This window comes from Arthrobacter sp. 05L44 (assembly GCF_056397605.1).
This window is the reverse complement of the sequence record NZ_JBFTNS010000002.1, coordinates 99,795-119,511: the sequence shown is the minus strand read 5'-3', so window position 1 is coordinate 119,511 and position 19,717 is coordinate 99,795. Positions and strand designations below refer to the sequence as shown.

Annotated in this window: 13 protein-coding genes and 1 riboswitch; of the genes, 2 read left to right on the top strand and 11 right to left on the bottom strand. The window is 67.8% G+C overall.

All coding sequences use genetic code 11. The annotated features are described in order from the left end of the window. Positions 1-71: 71 nt before the first annotated feature. Positions 72-3,398, bottom strand: a complete 3,327-nt coding sequence (locus AC1DHY_RS05820) for an Rne/Rng family ribonuclease (protein WP_476903304.1) — start codon at positions 3,396-3,398, stop codon at positions 72-74. 473 nt (positions 3,399-3,871) lie between these two features. On the opposite strand from AC1DHY_RS05820, the gene AC1DHY_RS05815 reads away from it, so the two are divergent. Then, complete coding sequence (locus AC1DHY_RS05815) at positions 3,872-4,543, top strand: vitamin K epoxide reductase family protein (protein WP_476879673.1); 672 nt, start codon at positions 3,872-3,874, stop codon at positions 4,541-4,543. A gap of 99 nt (positions 4,544-4,642) precedes the next feature. On the opposite strand, the gene ndk is transcribed toward AC1DHY_RS05815, so the two are convergent. From ndk to AC1DHY_RS05775, 8 genes are all read right to left on the bottom strand, one after another. Continuing rightward, a complete protein-coding gene (ndk, locus tag AC1DHY_RS05810) occupies positions 4,643-5,056 on the bottom strand; it encodes a nucleoside-diphosphate kinase (RefSeq protein WP_476879674.1) in 414 nt (137 codons plus the stop codon). A gap of 39 nt (positions 5,057-5,095) precedes the next feature. Further along, a complete protein-coding gene (locus AC1DHY_RS05805; RefSeq protein WP_476879675.1) occupies positions 5,096-5,539 on the bottom strand; it encodes a DUF4233 domain-containing protein in 444 nt (147 codons plus the stop codon). A gap of 2 nt (positions 5,540-5,541) precedes the next feature. Then, the gene (locus AC1DHY_RS05800) at positions 5,542-6,900 is read right to left on the bottom strand and encodes a bifunctional folylpolyglutamate synthase/dihydrofolate synthase (protein ID WP_476879676.1); all 1,359 of its coding nucleotides are present in this window, start codon (positions 6,898-6,900) and stop codon (positions 5,542-5,544) included. A gap of 3 nt (positions 6,901-6,903) precedes the next feature. Continuing rightward, positions 6,904-10,242, bottom strand: coding sequence for an isoleucine--tRNA ligase (gene ileS, locus AC1DHY_RS05795; RefSeq protein WP_476903303.1), 3,339 nt, complete (start codon positions 10,240-10,242; stop codon positions 6,904-6,906). A 335-nt stretch (positions 10,243-10,577) separates the two neighbouring features. Next, a complete protein-coding gene (locus tag AC1DHY_RS05790) occupies positions 10,578-11,831 on the bottom strand; it encodes an MFS transporter (protein ID WP_476879678.1) in 1,254 nt (417 codons plus the stop codon). Between the two features lie 21 nt (positions 11,832-11,852). Beyond that, a riboswitch (Fluoride riboswitch) is annotated at positions 11,853-11,941 on the bottom strand. A gap of 113 nt (positions 11,942-12,054) precedes the next feature. Then, positions 12,055-13,149, bottom strand: a complete 1,095-nt coding sequence (locus AC1DHY_RS05785) for a glycerophosphodiester phosphodiesterase (RefSeq protein WP_476903302.1) — start codon at positions 13,147-13,149, stop codon at positions 12,055-12,057. A 150-nt stretch (positions 13,150-13,299) separates the two neighbouring features. Next, the gene (locus AC1DHY_RS05780; RefSeq protein WP_476879700.1) at positions 13,300-14,085 is read right to left on the bottom strand and encodes an SDR family oxidoreductase; all 786 of its coding nucleotides are present in this window, start codon (positions 14,083-14,085) and stop codon (positions 13,300-13,302) included. 40 nt (positions 14,086-14,125) lie between these two features. Beyond that, on the bottom strand, positions 14,126-14,488 hold the full coding sequence (locus tag AC1DHY_RS05775) for a DUF488 domain-containing protein (protein ID WP_476879699.1): 363 nt from the start codon (positions 14,486-14,488) through the stop codon (positions 14,126-14,128). 74 nt (positions 14,489-14,562) lie between these two features. On the opposite strand from AC1DHY_RS05775, the gene valS reads away from it, so the two are divergent. Further along, complete coding sequence (gene valS / locus AC1DHY_RS05770) at positions 14,563-17,181, top strand: valine--tRNA ligase (protein WP_476879698.1); 2,619 nt, start codon at positions 14,563-14,565, stop codon at positions 17,179-17,181. Between the two features lie 81 nt (positions 17,182-17,262). Here the strand turns inward: valS and AC1DHY_RS05765 are convergent, their stop codons facing one another. Together AC1DHY_RS05765 and AC1DHY_RS05760 are read right to left on the bottom strand one after the other, a co-directional pair. Next, positions 17,263-17,556 (bottom strand): putative quinol monooxygenase, encoded by a 294-nt coding sequence (locus tag AC1DHY_RS05765; RefSeq protein ID WP_476879697.1) that lies wholly within the window; start codon positions 17,554-17,556, stop codon positions 17,263-17,265. Positions 17,557-17,668: 112 nt separating this feature from the next. Further along, a complete protein-coding gene (locus AC1DHY_RS05760) occupies positions 17,669-19,498 on the bottom strand; it encodes a glycoside hydrolase family 15 protein (protein ID WP_476903301.1) in 1,830 nt (609 codons plus the stop codon). Positions 19,499-19,717 lie beyond the last annotated feature (219 nt).

Genomic DNA, 19,717 nt, shown 5'->3' with positions numbered 1-19,717 from the left:
CACCGTCCGGGCCCGACGTGATGTTACGTCGGGCCCGGACGATACCCGCGGGCGGTGGGGTTTTCCCGGGCCTAGAGCTCCGAGGCCGGTACGCCGACGCCGAGGATGACCGGTTCCGCAGCGGCGGACTTAGCGGCGGGCGTTGCCGGTTCCGGCGCCTTGGCCTCGTGGACGGAGACTGCTGCTACCGACGGTGCGTTCTCGCGCTGCTGCACGGACGTCTCGTTGGCGGCACCCTGGGCGCGGCTGGCGCTGCGGTTACGGCGGACCCGGCGGGGTGCCGTGCCGTCTGCCGAACCCGCAGGGGCCTGGTTGACGGGAGCCTTGGCAGCAGGCGCTGCTGCGGCCGGAGCCTTAGCCGCGGGGGCCTTGGCGGGCTCCTGGCGTGCCGGGGCCTGTTGGGCCGGGGCCTTGGCGGCCTCCTGGCGTGCCGATGCCTGCTCTTCGCGGGTGCGGGTGCCTGGCGGCTGGATCCGGGCAGTGCGGGCCCGTCCCCGTCCCCGGGTGGCACGGGGCGACGCCGCTGGGGCCTCGCCGGCGGTCCCGGCCGCCGGAGTTTCGGCTGCAGCCGTCTCGACCGCAGGGGCCGCCGCCGTCTGCGCACCGGACTCGGAGTCGCCCAGGCTCGCGAAAGCCTCGGTCAGCAGGTCCAGGGTCAGCGCCGGTTGCCGGGTTTCCTCGGCGTGCTCGACGAACGGCAGGGCGACCTGTTCGCCGCCGAAGGTCAGGACCGCGGCCGGACGTCCGGCGGCTTCCTCCGTCGAAGCGAGCTCTACCGCGGCATCGAGCGCGGCCTGCCGGGTGGCGGCGTCCGGCGCGGAATGCGCGTCGCCGTCGTGCAGGTGGGCGGCGTGCGCGGCGGCGGCGATGTTCGCCAGTGCCGCGCGGGTTGCCTCCGCCTTGGCGTGGCGTTCCGCTTCCGTCGGCTCGGGGTGGGCTGCAACGGCCGGCGTGGACGGCATGGCCTCGCCGTTCCCCTGGCCGCCCTTGCCGCGGCGACGCTTGCGCTCACTTCGGGCTGCAGGCTGGTGTTCGGTCCGCGGGACGTGGTGCTCAGCGGCGACGGTGTTGGCGCGGCGGTGCTCGACGGGTTCGTCGTGGGTGACGATGCCCCGGCCGGCACACGCTTCGCACTGCTCGCCGAAGACTTCCAGGAGCCCGGTGCCCATCCGCTTGCGGGTCATCTGCACAAGGCCGAGTGAGGTCACCTCGGCGACCTGGTGCTTGGTCCGGTCCCGGCCCAGGCACTCCACCATGCGGCGCAGTACGAGATCCCGGTTGGATTCGAGCACCATGTCGATGAAGTCGATGACGATGATGCCGCCGATGTCGCGCAGGCGCAGCTGCCGGACAACTTCCTCGGCCGCTTCCAGGTTGTTCTTGGTGACGGTTTCCTCGAGGTTGCCGCCGCTGCCGGTGAACTTGCCCGTGTTGACGTCCACCACGGTCATGGCTTCGGTGCGGTCGATCACGAGCGAACCGCCGGACGGCAGGAAGACCTTGCGGTCAAGCGCCTTGTGGATCTGCTCGTCGATGCGCCAGGCGGCGAAGATGTCGGTGTCCTTGGTCCACTTCTCGAGCCGGCCCACCAGGTCCGGTGCCACGTAGGTGACGTAGGCCTCGATGGTGTCCCAGGCTTCCTCGCCGGAGACGATCAGCTTGGAGAAGTCCTCGTTGAAGACGTCGCGGACCACCTTGATGGTCAGGTCAGGTTCCCCGTAAAGGAGCTCGGGCGCGAGGATCTTGGTGGACGTGGACTGGCTTTCGATGCCTTCCCACTGCGCGCGCAGACGGTTGATGTCATGCGTCAGTTCCTCCTCGGAGGCACCCTCGGCCGCGGTGCGGACAATGACACCCGCGTCTTCCGGGAGCCGGTCCTTGAGGATCCGCTTGAGCCGGTTGCGTTCGACGTCGGGCAGCTTGCGGGAGATGCCGGTCATGGATCCGCCGGGCACGTACACCAGGTAGCGGCCGGGGAGGGAGATCTGGCTGGTCAGGCGGGCACCCTTGTGGCCGACCGGGTCCTTGGTGACCTGGACAAGCACGGAGTCGCCGGACTTCAGCGCGTTTTCGATCCGGCGCTGCTTGCCTTCAAGGTTCACAGCGTCCCAGTTGACTTCGCCGGCGTACAGCACGGCGTTGCGGCCGCGGCCGATGTCAACGAAGGCGGCTTCCATGGACGGGAGCACGTTCTGGACTTTGCCCAGGTAGACGTTGCCGATCAGGGAGTCCTGCTGGGTCTTGGACACGAAGTGCTCGGCCAGGACGCCGTCTTCCAGGACACCGATCTGGATTCTGTCGTCACGCTGGCGGACGATCATCTGCCGGTCCACGGATTCGCGGCGGGCCAGGAATTCCGCCTCGGTGATAACGGTGCGGCGGCGTCCGGTGTCGCGGGATTCGCGGCGGCGCTGCTTCTTGGCTTCGAGCCGGGTGGAGCCCTTGACGGAGGTGACGCGGTTGCTGGCCGGCGCCTCGCTGACCGTCCGGGGCGCCCGCACGCGGGTCACAGTGTTGGGCGGATCGTCGTCCCCGCCTCCGGTCAGTTCGAGGTCCTGGTCGCCACGGCGGCGACGGCGGCGGCGGCGGGAGGTCACGCCGTCCTCAAGGGTGCCTTCGGATTCGTCTGCGGACTCGTCGGAGCCATCGGTCTCAGTGTCGGCCTCACCGGTGCGGCTGCGGCCGCGGCGGCCACGGCTGCGGCGGCGGCGGCGGTTTCCGGCGTCGTCGCCGTCTTCGTCCTCTTCGTCCTCGTCGGCCGGGGCTTCCTCGGCAGCTGCGGGAACCGGGCGGACAACGGTGCTCAGGTCCGGGGCCTGGAAAATCATCGACGTCACGGCGCCGGGTGCGAGGAAGAGCGAGGGTGCCTCGGCGGTTTCAGTGGCCTGCGCCGACTCAGCAGCCGCGACAGTTTCGGCTTCCGGCTCCGTCGGCTGGATCTCGGCGGCGGCGGTTTCGGCCGTAGCGGCGGTTTCCTCCACAGGGGCCGGGGCGGCGGCCTTGGCACGGGACGCCCGGCGACGGACCGGCTTCTCCGGTGCTGCGGCGGGCAGTTCGGCCGGCTCTGCGTCGGCGGCGTCGTCCGCCGGAACGGCTGCGTCGACGACGGCGGCCTCCGCCTCGGGTTCGACTTTCTTCCGTGCCCGGCTGCGCCTCACGGGGGCCTTCGCTTCCGGAGCGGCCTCGGGGGCGTCGGCAGCGGGGGCGTCGACGGCGTCCTCCGCCGGAACGGCTGCGTCGGCCGGGGTTTCTGCGGCGGGCTCGGCGGCCGTCTTCGGCACGCCCTTGCGGCGGGTCCGGGTTGCCTTCTTCGGGGCTTCCGCCGCGGCGGTGGTTTCCGGTGCTTCCCCGGTAGCGGCTGCTTCGTTGTTACCGGCTACTAGCTGGTCATTATCCATATGTGGCGACACTCCTGCCCCTGATGTGCCGCCACATCCGGCACCCGCGGGGGCAAATATTTGTCAACACCCGCAGGCATTGACAGAAGTCAATTGGATACCTCCAGGTTCGCACCGGCAGTGGGGTGCGGCAGCCCTGGAAGGCCGGCAAGATTGCCCTGAACCCGTTGATCTGTACATCACAACCAGGTGCCGTCCAATGGCATTGCGGGATAGGCCGGATCGAGGGATCCGAAGTATGCCCTGCTCATCATTGGCGGTCTTGAAAACAATGTCGCCGGACTGAGACCCGAATGTGGATCGCGTCCCAGCCAGGTTCATTGTCTCACAACAGCCGTCAAAGCAGGGGTAAGGAGGCCGGCCGGTCCGCGCCGCCGGCGAATCACGGCTCCGGAACGGGCACTCTCCGCGTATGTTCAGGCTCCGGCGATAGAATCGGCCCAAGAGCTCCCGACGCAAAGGACTGAAATCCCATGCCCAGCATCTCCCACGCCACCGGCGATGTGGCCGCCCCTGAGCGCGCCGCCGGCACGGCCGCAGCGGAGCGTCCGCTTCCGCTGATGACGCGTGACCGACCCTTCGCCTGGCTCCTGCTGATCACCGGTGTTGTGGGCTGGCTGGCTTCGGGGACGCTGGTGCTGGAGAAGCTGGAAGTCCTCAAGGACCCGAATCACGTCACGGTTTGTGACGTCAATCCGTGGATTTCCTGCGGGCAGGTCATGCAGACGTGGCAAAGCTCCGCGTTCGGCTTCCCGAACATGTTCATCGGCATCGTCGCCTTTGCGATCATCATCACCACGGCGATGGGCATCCTGGCTGGCGCCAAATTCGCACGGTGGTACTGGCTTGGCCTGCAGGCCGGCGTCACCCTGGGCTTTGTGTTTGTGGTCTGGCTCTGGTCACAGGCCCTGTACTCGATCCATATCCTGTGCCCCTTCTGCATGATCGTCTGGGCGGCCATGATCCCGCTGTTCGTCTGGGTCACGGTCCGCAATATCAGCCACGGGGTCATCCCGCTGCCGGCCGGCGCGGCCCGCATCGTCGGAGACTCCGGTTGGATCCTCACGGCGCTTCTTTACGTAGCAGTTATCGCCACGATCTTCTTCGCATTCATCCAGGTGTTTGTCGGGACCTCGGGCTACTGAGGCTTTAACCGCCACCGGGGCAACAGTAAAGGCCAATGTTCACATAGGAACATTGGCCTTTACTGTTGCTACTGTTGCCCGGCGGCGGGGCGGGAAATCCTAGAACCAGATCTTGATCTCGCGTTCGGCGGACTCCGCCGAGTCGGAGCCGTGGACCAGGTTCTGCTGGACCTTAACGCCCCAGTCGCGGCCGAAGTCGCCGCGGATGGTGCCGGGCGCCGCCGTCGTCGGGTCCGTGGTACCGGCGAGGGAGCGGAAGCCTTCAATAACACGGTGGCCTTCGAAGATGGCTGCCACCACGGGACCGCTGAGCATGAACTCGACCAGCGGCTCGTAGAACGGCTTGCCGACGTGCTCTTCGTAGTGCTGTTCGAGGAGTTCGCGGCTCGCGTTGACCTTCTTCAGTTCCGCCAGGGTGTATCCCTTGGCTTCGATCCGGGCGATGATGCTGCCGGTCAGGTTACGGGCGACGCCGTCGGGCTTAATCAGGACGAGGGTGCGCTCAGTGCTCACAGCTGCTCCAATATGTTGGGGTGGGGTTTGGGAACAAGTCTAGTTGGTCTGGCCTTCAGGATTGGCGGCCTCCCAGGCCGCCTGCTCACGCTCGCGCTGGGCCGCTTCCCGGTCGATCCGGATGCCGGTCCTGATTCCGTACCACCAGGAGATCGCAAACAGGCCGCCCACGATGAACATGGTGGGCTCCACGAAGCCGGTGAGGATCAGGATCACCTGCAGGATCCAGCCCAAGGCCACACCCCACGGCTTCGAGAGCACCGCGCAGGCCAGGACGAGGACCACGCTCAGGCCGAGGCCTACCCCGAAAATCAGCCCCGGCGCGAGTTCGCCGCGCCGAAGGCCGAAGACCGCCAAGGTGCCGAAGACGGCCACGAACGCCTCCAGGAGCAGCACGGTGGAGGCAAACATCACCTTGGTGGAGCGGCGCTTCTTGGGCATGCCGGGACGCCATTCGCGCTGTGCTTTTGTCAGTCGCGCCATGGTTACACGCCGTCCTTGCCGAGCAGGATCCGGGCTTCGGCCACGAGTGTGATGGATCCCGTGACCAGGATGCCGCCGGCGAGGTCATCGTTGGATTCGGCCCGTTCGACGGCCCATTCGAGGGCATCGTCCAGCTTCTCGGCGATGTGAATGTTCTCCTCGCCAAAGCCCAGGTCCACGGCAAGCTCCGCGAGGTCCTCGGCGGGGACGGCGCGGGGTGAGTTGGACTGGGTGAGGCAGTACTCGGCGGAGAGGTCGCCCAGTGAATCTTTGAGTTGGCGGAGGATTTCCTCGGCGTCCTTTTCCTTGAGGACACCAACCACCACCACCAGCTTGCTGAAGCTGAACGCCTCGTGGATGGCCTCGGCGGAGACCCGGATCCCTTCCGGGTTGTGTGCGGCGTCCACAATGATGGTCGGCGCGGTACGGAGCACCTCCAGGCGGCCCGGCGAGGTGACGGAGGCGAACGCTTCCTGGATCACCTCGGCGTCCAGCGGCTTGTCGGCGCCGAAGAAAGCCTCCAGCGCGGCCACGGCGACGGCAGCGTTTTCTGCCTGGTGCGCCCCGTGCAGCGGGACCAGCAGGTCCTCGTAGCGCCCGGCCAGGCCCTGAATGGTGACCATCTGGCCGCCGACAGCAACCGTGCGGGACTCGACGCCGAACTCCACTCCTTCGAAGCGGAACGGCACATCCACTTCGCGGGCCTTCTCCAGCAGCACCTGCGCCGCGTCGACGGGCTGGGCGGCGCTGACGAGGAAGCCTCCCGGTTTGATGATGCCGGCCTTTTCGTAGGCGATTTCCTCGGTGGTCTCCCCCAGCAGCTCCGTGTGGTCCAGCGAAATCGGGGTCACCACGGCAACCTGGCCGTCACCGACGTTGGTCGCATCGGTGATGCCGCCCAGGCCGACCTCGATCACGGCCACGTTGACCGGCTGGTCCGCGAAGACGGCGAATCCGAGGATGGTCAGGCACTCGAAGTACGTCAGCCGGGGCTGGCCTTCGGCGAGGAGTTCGTTGTCCACGATTTCCAGGTACGGGCGGATCTCGTCCCAGATCCGCACGAACGTCTCGTCCGGGACCGGTTCGCCGTCGATGCTGATCCGTTCGGTGACCTTGGACAGGTGCGGGCTCGTGTACCGGCCGGTGCTCAGCCCGTGGGCGCGCAGCCCGGCCTCGATCATCCGGGCCGTTGAGGTCTTGCCGTTGGTACCGGTCACGTGGATGATCGGGAACGCCTTGTTCGGCTCCCCCAGGATGTCCATGGCCCGGTACAGCGGGGCGAGCCGCGGCTCCATTTTGTTTTCCGGCGCCCGGCCCAGCAGCTCGGCGTAGACGCTCTCTACGGAAAATTCGTCGGTCATGGACTAGGCCCCAATCTTCTCGACGGTGATCTGCAACTCCGTGGTGTCAGCGTTGGAGGACAAGCCGAGTTCCATCGTGAGGGTCTCGGTGACCACGAGGTTTTCGTGGGCCTTCACCGCGTCCACAACGTCCATCGGGGCGCTGACGTTGGTCCGGATCCGGTCGCTGACGTTCAGCCCGGCGTCCTTGCGGGCCTGCTGGATGGCCCGGACCATGTCACGGGCAATGCCCTCGGCCTCGAGTTCGGGGGTGACCTCGGTGTTGAGCACCACGAACCCGCCGCCGGGCAGTACCGCCGCAGCGCGCGAACCCTCCCCTTCGGCTGCCTCGGCCACCACTGTCTCCAGGGTGTACTCCTGCGGTTCGAGCTGCAGCCCGCCCGCGGTGACCACCCCGGCGTCGTCAACGAACCAGTCGCCGGACTTGGAGCCCTTGATGGCCTGCTGCACGCTCTTGCCGAGCCGCGGGCCGGCGGCCCGGGCGTTCACCACCAGTTTCTGCTCAATACCGAACTCCTCCGGGGAGGCGCTTCCGGCGTCCAGCAGCCGCACGGAACGCAGGTTCAGTTCATCGGCGACGACGGCGGCGAAGCCGTCCAGCGCGTCCGCGCCGGGTGCCACTACGGTGAGTTCCTGCAGCGGCAGGCGGACACGGAGGTTGGCGGCCTTGCGGAGTGAGGACCCGGTGGAGCAGATCTGCTGCACGCGGTCCATGGCCTCAACGAGGCCCGGGTTGGCGGCGAACAGCCCGGCGTCCGGCCAGTCGGCCAGGTGCACGGAGCGCCCGCCGGTCAGTCCGCGCCAGATCTCCTCGGTAACCAGCGGGAGCAGGGACGCAGCAGCCCGGCAGACCGTCTCCAGCGCCGTATAGAGGGCGTCGAAGGCGTCCACGTTCTCGTCGAAGAAGCGCTGGCGGCTGCGGCGCACGTACCAGTTGGTGAGCATGTCCAGGTAACTGCGGAGTTCGTCGCAGGCCCCGGAGATGTCGTAGCTGTCCAGCTTTTCGGTCATGTTCCGGACCAGGTCGCCGGTGTTCGCCATCAGGTACGTGTCGAGGGTGTCGGCGTAGCCGTCGTAGCGCAGCTTGGCGTCGTAGCCCGCGCCGCCATCGGCGGCGTTGGTGTACAGGGTGAAGAAGCTGTACACGTTCCACAGCGGCAGGATGACCTGGCGGACGCCGTCGCGGATGCCCTGTTCGGTGACCACCAAGTTGCCGCCGCGCAGGATCGGGCTGGACATGAGGAACCAGCGCATCGCGTCGGAACCGTCGCGGTCCAGGACCTCGGAGACATCCGGGTAGTTGCGCAGGCTCTTGGACATCTTCTGCCCGTCCGAGCCCAGGACGATGCCGTGGCTGATGACGTTGCGGAAGGCCGGCCGGTCGAACAGCGCGGTGGAGAGGATGTGCAGCATGTAGAACCAGCCGCGCGTCTGTCCGATGTATTCGACGATGAAGTCGGCCGGGTTGTGCGTGTCGAACCATTCCCCGTTTTCGAACGGGTAGTGCACCTGGCCGTAGGGCATGGAGCCGGAGTCGAACCAGACGTCCAGGACGTCCTCGACGCGGCGCATGACGGACTGTCCCTCTTCCGGGGTGCGGGGGTCGTCCGGGTTCGGGCGGGTGAGTTCGTCGATGAACGGCCGGTGCAGGTCAACCTGGCCGGCCTTATTCAGCGGCAGGCGGCCGAAGTCCGCCTCGATCTCAGCCAGCGAACCGTAGACGTCCGTCCGGGGGTAGTCCGGGTCGCTGGACTGCCAGACCGGAATGGGGCTGCCCCAGTAGCGGTTGCGGCTGATGGACCAGTCGCGGGCGTTGGCGAGCCATTTGCCGAACTGGCCGTCCTTGACGTTGCCCGGGATCCAGTTGATCTCCTGGTTCAGTTCGGACATCCGGTCTTTGAACTTGGTGACCTCGACGTACCAGGAGGACACCGCGCGGTAGATCAGCGGGTTGCGGCAGCGCCAGCAGTGCGGGTAGGAGTGCTCGTAGCTGGCCTGGCGGACCAGGCGGCCCTGGGCACGGAGAGCCTGTGTGATGGGCTTGTTGGCCTCGAAGACCTGGAGTCCGGCGATCCCCGCGAGGGGGCCATGGCCGAACAGCGGCAGGAACTTCGCGCCCTCATCCACGGAGAGGACAACCGGGATGCCGGCCTCCTCGCAGACCTTCTGGTCGTCTTCACCATACGCGGGCGCCTGGTGGACAATGCCGGTGCCGTCGGTGGTAGTGACGTAGTCCGCCACCAGGAAGCGCCAGGCGTTCTCGGTACCGTACTTCTCGGCGTCGTGGAAGTAATCCCACAGCGGCTCGTACGTCAGCCCCTCCAGTTCGGCGCCGGTGTGGCGTGAGGTGACGGCGGCGTCGGCCGCGGCAGCACCCTCGGCGCCGTCGCCGTAGCCAAGGTCCTTGGCGTAGGCGCCCAGCAAGTCAGCGGCGAGCAGGAAGCTGCCCGTGACGGGGGCCTCCGCTGCGGCGGCCTTGATTCCGTGCGGGCCGGCGGGCAGCACAACGTAGTTGATGGCGGGCCCGACGGCGAGCGCTGCGTTGGTGGGCAGCGTCCACGGCGTCGTGGTCCAGGCCATTGCCTGCACCCCGGCGAGCTGCTTCGAAAGCTCCGACTCCCCTGCCGTGATCGGGAACGTGACCGTGACCGTCTGGTCCTGCCGGTTCTTGTAAACGTCGTCGTCCATGCGCAGCTCATGGTTGGACAGCGGCGTCTCGTCCTTCCAGCAGTACGGCAGGACCCGGTAGCCGTTGTAGGTCAGGCCCTTTTCGTGCAGCTGCTTGAACGCCCACAGCACTGACTCCATGTACTCGACGTTGAGTGTCTTGTAGTCGTTCTCGAAGTCCACCCAGCGGGCCTGGCGGGTGACGTAGCTCTTCCATTCGTCGGCGTACTTCATGACGGACGCGCGGCAGGCGTCGTTGAACTTGTCGATGCCCATGGCTTCGATCTGGGTCTTGTCCGTCATGCCGAGCTGCTTCATGGCCTCCAGCTCGGCGGGCAGGCCGTGGGTGTCCCAGCCGAAGCGGCGCTCGACGCGGCGTCCGCGCTGGGTCTGGTAGCGGCCCACCAGGTCCTTGGCGTAGCCGGTGAGCAGGTGGCCGTAGTGCGGCAGCCCGTTGGCGAAGGGAGGGCCGTCGTAGAAGACGAACTCGTTGGATCCGTCAACGCCGGAGTCCCGCTGGTCGATGCTCGCCTGGAAGGTCCCGTCCTGGTCCCAGTACTTGAGGATGCGCTCTTCGATCTCCGGGAACTTCACGGAGGCGGACACGCCGGAGGTGGCGGAAGCGGTGGCGCTGGGATCCGACGGTGCTGCTGAGGCCTTGGGGTATTGGGTCATCTCGACATCCTGGGTTGAGCTTGAACAACGGGATTCATTCAGGATGCGAGGACGGCTCCTGTGCTGTCGGAACAACACCGGCACCGCGGTACCACCTCACTTACCGGCACCGGTCCGCCCGCCCCCCCGGGAATCCGGGAAAGAGGCTGCACCGGCATCGGCCGCTCGTTGACTGCTGTGACGGGCTTACCCGTCCGGGTCTACCAGCCCTGCCGCGTCGTCTCCGCGCGCCGGGGCGTTCTTCCGGAAGCTCACCGGTGATAGCCGGGTCAAAGCTGATACCTCGATCGTACCGGAAACTGCCCCCGGCTTTCACCGCCCGTCAGCGCGGACGCCTACGGTTCAACCCGTTTGGAAGGCTCGCGTTTGAGGAGCGGGATGAAAACGAGCAGCGCCGCAAGCTGGGTGGCCACAGTGAAGATAATAAGGCCGGCGACGGAGGCCGAATATAGCGCCCCGATGATGGTTGACCCGGCAAGCCAGGCAACCCCGTAGATGGCCGTGAAGATCCCGTATCCGGTCCCGCGGCGGGCCGCGGGAACCAGGTCCGCGACCGCCGCACGGAGGGTGGATTCATGGATTCCCAATGCTGCTCCCCAAACGACGGCGCCTGCCCAGACCAGCCCCGGAGCTGCGGTGAAGGACAGGAACGGGACGGCGGCAGTCAGTGGCAGGGCGATGAGTAGCCCGCGCAGACCGATTCGGTCATAGAGCGCCCCGGAGGCCAGCGCAGCGAGGGCGGCAGCTCCCATGGAAACGGCATAGGTGACCGGAATCAGTGCAGACGGCAGCACTTTTTGGACTTCGAGATGGTAGGAAATCACGCCGAAGGTGGAAAAGCCGAACATTGAGACTGCGGTGAACGCGCTGTACCACCAGAACTTGGCCGGGAGCGGGCGGCGCCCGGCCGGGGTGCCGCCGTCGACGTGCGGTGTGCCGCCGCCACCGTCCACGGCCTGCGAGTCGAATCTTCCGGGATCCGGGACAGCGCGCCGGAGCAGCAACACGGCCACGAGGGCGGCCGCGCCGGGCACGGCGAGCACGCCGAATCCAAGCTGGTAGCCGGAGATTGCGACCATAAGGCCGACGAGCAGCGGACCGATCAGAGCCCCAGACTGGTCCAGGGCTTCGTGGACGGCGAAGGCCCGGCCGTGCCCCAGAACCGACCCCGCGTGGGAAAGCATAGTGTCACGCGCGGGGGTCCGGACAGCTTTACCGAACCGTTCCGTGACCACCAGCGCCGAGGCCTGCCATAGCGACCCCGCCAAGGACAGCACGGGCACAGCGATGACAGTCAGGGCGTAACCGGCGATGGTCAGGGGCCAGTACTTGCGGGTGCGGTCCGCCAGGGGGCCGGTGCCGAGCCGCAGGACCAGGGCGACGGCCTCCCCCACCCCGGTGATGAACCCGACCATAACGGCGGAGGCGCCGAGGGTGGCCAGGAATGGTCCGGTAATGGAGCGGGCGCCTTCGTAGACGACGTCGGCCAGCATGCTCACGACGCCGAAGCCCAGCACGAACCCCATCGGCCCGAGCCTGTTCTCCCCGGTGGGCGCCGGCGTCACAGCAGGCTGTTCAGGGCCAGGCATAGCTCACCTACCTTCGAAGTAGCAAAGGTAGGAACCATCAGCCAAGTGGCGGTTCGAACACCCCGCACCATGAGTGCGGTGTTCCGGCGGGATCCATCGCCGTGAACAGAGACTACAGGCCTAGTCCGCGGCCGCACCATCCTCGGCCAGATTCCCGTGCACGACGTTGCCCGTGAGCCAGGCCGTTTGGGCCGGCTTCGCCCCCAGCCCAAACGGCCCCCGGCTACTTGACGGCGGGCGCCGGCTTGGGGAGTTTCATGCCCGATTCGGCCATGACCTCGCGGAGCCGGTCCGGGTAGTCGGTGATGAGTCCGTCGACGCCGGCCTTGATCTGCGCCCGCATGGTGGGCTTGTCGTCGACCGTCCACGGGATGACCTTCATGCCCGCGGCGTGGGCCCGGCGGACCATGTCGGCGGTGACGTACGGGACGTAGTCCGGGTCCGTGACTTTGCCGTTCTGCGGGGTCCCATGGACCGGGGAGATGGCGTCGAAGCCGAGCGACGCGGCCGCCGCGACCAGGTCCCCGCCGAAGTCGTCGGCGTCGATGCCGCCGAGCCACGGCGACTTCCCGGGCTGGCCGGCCTGCAGGAAGTCCTTGTTGGTCAGGGCCACCGTGGGGATTTGCGGCTGGCGCTGCTGCACCAGGCGCAGGGAGCCCCAGTCGAAGCTCTCGATCGAGACGCGGTGCTGCATGTGCGCCTTGTTGATTTCACGGAGGGCGACGTCGACGAACTGTTCCCGCGGCGCTGTCTCCTGCGGGGCGCCGGCCTCTACCTTGGTTTCGATGTTGAACTTCACCTGGCTGGCACGGTGCGCGTCGGCCAGGGCGAAGACCTCGGCGAGGGTGGGCATCTTGGCACCCGGGGATGCCTGCTGGCCGGGGAACTCCGGCTGGGTCAGCGAGCCGCAGTCCAGGCTCCGGACCTGGGCGAGCGTCAGGTCCTTGACGTACTTGCCCACGTACGGGAACTGGGGGTCGTTCGGTGTGACAGGAGCAGTGTCCAGGCATTTCTTGGCGCTGATTTTGCGGTCATGCGTGATGACCTCGCGGCCGTCCTTGGTGATCTGCAGGTCAAGTTCCAGCGTCGAAACGCCGGTCTCCATGCCCTTCGCGAAGGAGGCCAGGGTGGACTCCACAGTCAGGCCGATGCCCCCACGGTGGGCCTGAAGGTCGAAGTGGTTGGCGGCACCATCGCCCTGGCCGCTGCCGGTGTGCGTGTCGGCGGCCTGGGCCGGGATGGAGCAGGTGAGGAGCAGGGCGGCGCCTAGTGCGGCGGCGCTGAGAATCGAAGCAGTGGGCTTCGTGGGGGTTCGCATGGGAAAAGTTCTCCACTCTGGTGGTGTGCAGTTGCACCCCCACGGTGTCCCGCGCCGGCCAACGTCTGCCCACCCCCGCGCATCCGCCGTGCGACGCGCGGGTAAACGTCAGGGGTCGGCCGGCCGGCCGCCTACCCCGGCGGCCCCCGCCTAGCCCTTGCGGATCACCTTGAAGTTGGAGGCCTGGGCTACCGGACGGATCACAATCTGGTCCAGGTTCACGTGGTGCGGCGCGGTGACCGCGTAGCGGACGACGTCGGCGACGTCGTCAGCCGTGAGCGGCTTCGCGACACCGGCGTAGACCTTTTCCGCGGCGCCCTGGTCACCAAGCCGGTTCAGCGAGAACTCCTCGGTCTGGACCATGCCGGGCGCCACCTCGATGACGCGGAGGTTGTGTTCGGCCTCTTCCAGGCGCAGGGCACCGGTGAGGGCGTGCTGGGCGAACTTGGCGGCGTTGTAGCCGCCGCCGCCCTCGTAGGCGGACAGGCCAGCGGTTGAGGTCAGGTTCAGAACGGTGCCCTCGCCGCAGGCGCGCAGCATCGGGAGGAAGGCGCGGGTGAGCTTCATGGTGCCCAGCACGTTGACCTCGTACATCCAGGCCCAGTCCTCGGTGCGTGCCTCGGCCACCTTGTCCGCGCCACGCGCGCCGCCGGCGACGTTGACCAGGGTGTCGATCCCGCCGGCTGCGGTGACCTGCTCCACCAGCCGGGCGACGTCGGCGTCGTCGGTCACATCGGCGGGGAAGGCAACGGCGCCGGTCGCGGCCGCGAGCGCTTCAAGCCGGTCGGCCCGGCGGGCGACGGCGAAGACGGTCCAGCCCTCCTGCCGGAGCGCGCGTACGGTGGCCTCGCCGATCCCGGTGCTGGCGCCGGTAACAACCGCCGCCTTCCCCTGTGCGCTGCCGGCAGTTCCTGCGTTGTTGATTCCCTCAGTCATGGCACCACCCTAACGGGAACATCCGCCCCATTTCCTACTGCTACTTCCGTTGCAGGAACTCCAGCAGCACCCGGGCGTGGTTGGTCTCCGGATCCCGCGCGCCGAAGAGCAGCGTCACAGCTCCATGCTCCGCCGCGAGCTCGCGCAGCGTCCGGACCGCGGGGCTGGTTTCGAGCTCCGCCTCGTAGGCCGCCCTAAACTCCGCGAAGCGTTCCTGCATGTGCGCGAATTCGGTGCGCAAGGGCGGCGACGGCGCCACTTCCTTGAGCCACAGCCCGAGCTGAGCGCGTTCCTTGCTGATGCCGCGCGGCCAGAGCCGGTCCACCAGGACCCGGTATCCGTCGTCGGCGGCGGGCTCCTCATAGATGCGCTTGATGACGAAGCGGCCGGCACTTTCTTCCATGCGCTGCATGCTACTGCAGGACGCACGGCGGCGCTGCCGGAGAAGGCCGCAGAAAAAGATGGAAGAATTGGCCCATGGCTGAAGACACTCAGGGTACAGACACGCCCACCACCGCGCCCATCAACGTTCCGGACAAGCCCGCCCTCGAGGGGCTGGAAGCCGCCCTCACCCGGCGCTGGCTTGACGAAGGGACCTACAAGTTCAACCGGGAGACCACCCGGGAGCAGGTCTACTCGATCGACACTCCCCCGCCCACGGCCTCCGGTTCCCTGCACGTGGGACACATGTTCTCCTACACGCAGACGGACGTCCTGGCCCGCTACCAGCGGATGACCGGAAAGAACGTCTTCTACCCCATGGGCTGGGACGACAATGGCCTTCCCACCGAACGGCGCGTGCAGAACTACTACGGCGTGCGCTGCGATCCGGCCATCCCGTACGACGCCGGGTACCGGCCGCCGGCCGAGCCGGCCAAGAACCAGCGCGACTTCGATGTCGTTTCGCGGCGGAACTTCATTGAACTCTGCGAGGAACTCGCCGTCGAGGACGAAAAGGTCTTCGAGAACCTCTTCCAGACCCTGGGCCTGTCCGTCGACTGGGACCTGACGTACCGCACCATCGACGACAAGTCCCGCGCTATCTCGCAGCGGGCGTTCCTGGCCAACCTCACGGCCGGCGACGCGTACATGGCTGAGGCCCCCACCTTGTGGGATGTCACGTTCCGCACCGCCGTGGCGCAGGCCGAGCTGGAGGACCGCGAGGTCGCCGGCGCCTACTACCGCTACCCGTTCTTCACTGAAGACGGCGAGAAGATCTACATCGAGACCACCCGCCCGGAGCTGCTCGCCGCCTGCGCCGCCCTGGTGGCGAACCCCGACGACGAGCGTTACCAGCCGCTGTTCGGCAAGACGGTCACCTCTCCGCTCTTCGGGGTCAAGGTGGAGGTCAAGGCCCACCCGCTGGCCAAGGCGGACAAGGGCTCCGGCATCGCCATGGTCTGCACCTTCGGCGACCTGACCGACGTAACCTGGTGGCGCGAACTGCAGCTGCCCACCCGCGCGATCGTGGGCCGCGACGGCCGCATCATCGGCGAAACCCCGGAGTGGATCACGTCCGCGGAAGGCAAGGCCGCCTTCGAGGCGATCGCCGGCAAGACCGTCTTCAGCGCCAAGGAAGGCGTGGTGGAACTCCTCGCCGCGGCGGAACTGCTCGACGGCGAGCCGAAGAAGATCATGCACCCGGTCAACTTCTTCGAAAAGGGCGACAAGCCGCTCGAGGTCGTCACGTCCCGCCAGTGGTACATCCGCAACGGCGGCCGCGACGAGGAACGCCGCGAACGCCTGATCAGCCGCGGCAACGAGATCGACTTCCACCCGTCCTTTATGCGGTCCCGCTACGAGAACTGGATCACCGGGCTGAACGGCGACTGGCTGGTCTCCCGCCAGCGGTTCTTCGGCGTCCCGGTGCCGGTCTGGTACCCGCTCGACGCGGACGGCAACCCGGATTACGACGCGCCCATCCTGCCTGCCGACGCGCAGCTCCCCGTGGATCCCGCCGCGGACGCGGCCCCCGGCTACGAGGAAACCCAGCGCGACGTCCCCGGCGGCTTCACCGGCGACGCCGACGTCCTGGACACCTGGGCGACGTCCTCGCTGACCCCGCAGATCGTAGGCGGCTGGAGCACCGACGAGGACCTCTTCGCCACGGTCTTCCCGTTCGACGTGCGCCCGCAGGCCCACGACATCATCCGGACCTGGCTGTTCTCCACCGCCGTCCGCGCCGATGCCCTCCAGGACGTCGCGCCGTGGAAGCACGCCGCGATCTCCGGCTGGATCCTCGACCCGGACCGCAAGAAGATGTCCAAGTCCAAGGGCAACGTGATTGTCCCCACCGATGTGCTGAACGAATACGGCTCGGACGCCGTCCGGTACTGGGCGGCCTCGGCCAAGCTCGGCGCGGACACCGCCTACGAGATCGCGCAGATGAAGATCGGCCGCCGCCTGGCGATCAAACTGCTCAATGCCTCCAAGTTCGTCCTGAACCTGGGCGCCACCGAGGATTCCGTTGTCACCTCCGACCTCTCGGTGCTGAGCAACCCCCTGGACCGTGCAGTGCTCGCGCAGCTCTCCGACGTGGTCACCCAGGCCACGAAGGCGTTCGAGAACTACGACTACGCCCGGGCGCTGCAGATCACCGAGAGCTTCTTCTGGCACTTCACGGACGACTACGTGGAGCTGATCAAGGACCGCGCCTACGGTGCCGCCGGCGACGCCCAGCAGGCATCCGTGCTCGCTGCCCTGGCCACCAGCCTCGACACCCTGCTGCGGCTCTTCGCCCCGTTCCTGCCGTTTGCGACCGAGGAAGTCTGGGGCTGGTGGCGGACCGGCTCGGTGCACCGTGCGCAGTGGCCGGCGGCCGTGGAGATCGACGGTGACACTACCCTGCTCGCGACCGTCGGCGCCGCGCTCGGCGGCATCCGGAAGGCCAAGTCCGAGGCCAAGGTCAAGCAGCGCACCGAGGTGCTCTCCGCGACCATCACGGCGTCCGAGAGCCTGACGGCGCAGCTGACGGCGGGCCTGGGTGACCTCAAGGCCGCCGCCAACGCCCGGGAACTGGCCCTGATGGCCGGCGACGGCGAACTGACGGTCAGCGACGTGGTCCTGGCGGCCGCCGAGGAGCCCGCACAGGCTTAGGCCGGCTTCCTTTCACAAAAAAGACGGTCCCCGGGCCGGCTGCGGCCGGCCCGGGGACCCTCTTTCGTGGGGTCGTCCGGCTTAGAGCCCGAACGAGGTCTCGAAATGCGTCAGCACCGGCGGGGCCGCGAGCAGCGCTCCCAGACCGCTGGCCCCCTCGCCGGCACGCCAGGCACGGTAGGCGGCATCGTGCTCCATCGATTCCCACTGCTCCACCACCAGGACGTGCGCCGGGTTGGTGCTGTCGACCAGGATGTCGACGCCCAGGCAGCCGTCGAAGGCCCGGGTATCGGCAAGGATGTCTCGGAGCACAGCCGGTGCCGTGGGCAGGGACTCCGCTGTGAGGGTCAGGTCAAGGTGGGCGGTGATGGGCATGGCGCTCCAATGCTCGCGTGCGGGTAGAGGGTCATTGGCGGTAACAGCGGCGCGGCCCGGCTTGTTCCTCAGGCGTCGCATCGCCCCGCTGCCACCGGTGCTGCGAACACGGTTAGGCAGCCGAGCCGCTGTTCAGCCGTTCCGCCTCGCTGATGGCCCAGGCGGCATTGACCAGGCCGATATGGCTGAACGCCTGCGGGAAGTTCCCGAGCAGTTCCGCGCTGTCCTGCGCCACTTCCTCCGCCATAAGGCCCAGTCCGGTGGCGAATCCCGCCGCGCGCTCGAAGACCGCCCTGGCCCGTTCCGTCCGGCCAGCCAGGGCCAGGGCATGGGCGAGCCAGAAGGTACAGAGCAGGAAGGTGCCCTCCTCCCCCGGGAGCCCGTCGTCGCTGTGGTACCGGTAGACCAGACCCCGGGGATCGGTGAGCCGCTGCTCGATGGCGTCCACCGTGGCCAGGAAACGCGGGTCATCGGCTGGGAGGAACCCGACGATCGCCAGCATCAGCGCCGACGCATCGAGCTGTTCGGTCCCGTAGGCCTGGGTGTACGCTCCCGCGGCGTCGCTCCAGCCAAGGGACCGGATGGATTCGGCGATGTCCTCCCGCGCGGCGGCCCAGCGAGGGACCCGGTCCGTGGCCTGCAGGACCGGGGCCAGGATGATGGCCCGGTCCACCGCCACCCAGCACATCAGCTTGGAGTACAGGTAATGCCGGGGCCGGCCGCGGACCTCCCAGATCCCCTGGTCCTGGTCCCGCCAGCGGGCCACGGCCCCGTCCGCGGCATCGGCGAGGAAGCGCAGGGTCTCCGGGGCCAGCCCGTCGAGGAACTCCGGCATGGTGGCCGCGGCGTCCAGCAGTTCACCGTAGACGTCCAGCTGGCGCTGGTTCCAGGCGCCGTTCCCCACCCGCACGGGGGCGCTGGACCGCCAGCCGGGAAGGTGTGGCAGCACCCGTTCCGGCAGTTCCCTTTCACCCCCGACGCCGTACATGATCTGCAGTTCCTCGCCGCGGGCCAGTTGGCGGGCCGCGGCCGTCGCCAGGAACTGGAAGAACTTCCCTGCCTCGTCCGGGCACGCCGCGACCCAGAGGGCCTGCAGGGTCATGCTCGCGTCGCGGACCCAGGTGTAGCGGTAGTCCCAGTTCCTGGTGCCGCCGGCCACCTCCGGCAGCGATGTGGTCGGGGCTGCCACGATGGCGCCGGACGGGTAGTAGCTCAGTGCCTGCAGCACCCGGCCGCTGCCCGCGACCAGGTCCTGCCATGGGCCGCGGTAGTTCTGGTGGATCGAGGACCAGCTGGTCCAGCCTTCGACCGTGTCGGCGAGGCGTTCCGCCATTTGCTGCCGGCTCCACAGTGCAGGCTCACTGTCCGCGGCCTCCTGCCAGTGCAGCGCGAAGCCGGCGGTGTCGCCGGCGGTGAGGCGGAGGACGGCCCGGGCTGTGCCGCCGTCGGGCCGTAAGGGTGCGGTTGAGGACAGGGCGAGGTCGCCGTCCGCGGACCGGATCAGGAGCCCGCCGTCGACGGGGTGCAGCCGCGGGACGATCAGGCCGTAACCCGGCCGCGGCCCGAAGACCACTTCCACCTCGACGGTCCCTGAGGTGCAGGTCAACCAGCGCAGCAGCGTCCCGGGCGAGCCATCCCCGAGCTCGTGGCCCCGCCGGCCCTCGCCGAGGGCCAGGGCGTCGCTGACGGTGAGCTGTCCCCCGGAGGTGGTGTGCGTTGATTCGAGCACCATGGACGGACCCACGTACCGCCGGGTGGTCGAATACTCGGCGGTGGGGCGGATGGACCAGAGACCGGCATCCCCGCCGAGGAGCCTTCCGAAGACGGAGGGGCTATCGAACCGCGGGAAGCAGAGCCACTCGACGGAACCTGCGGCGCTGACCAGCGCGGCGGACCGGCAGTCGGACAGCAGCGCGTAGTTCGCGATCGGCTCAGTGCTCACCGCTCCACCCTCCAGCGATTTTGGGCAAAGGGGAAGCCCCATCAGCTTTTTGCGGTTGGTGGGGCTTCGACTTTTCGATTACCACGTGACGTCTTAGGTAATCTGGCGGGATCCGTGGAATTTCAGGTCTTCCTACCTCGTCACTGGTAGCCATCATCTGACTTTGCCGAAGGCTGCGTCGGATGAGTGTCACTGAATCTTTGGTTCCTGCGTCCCGCT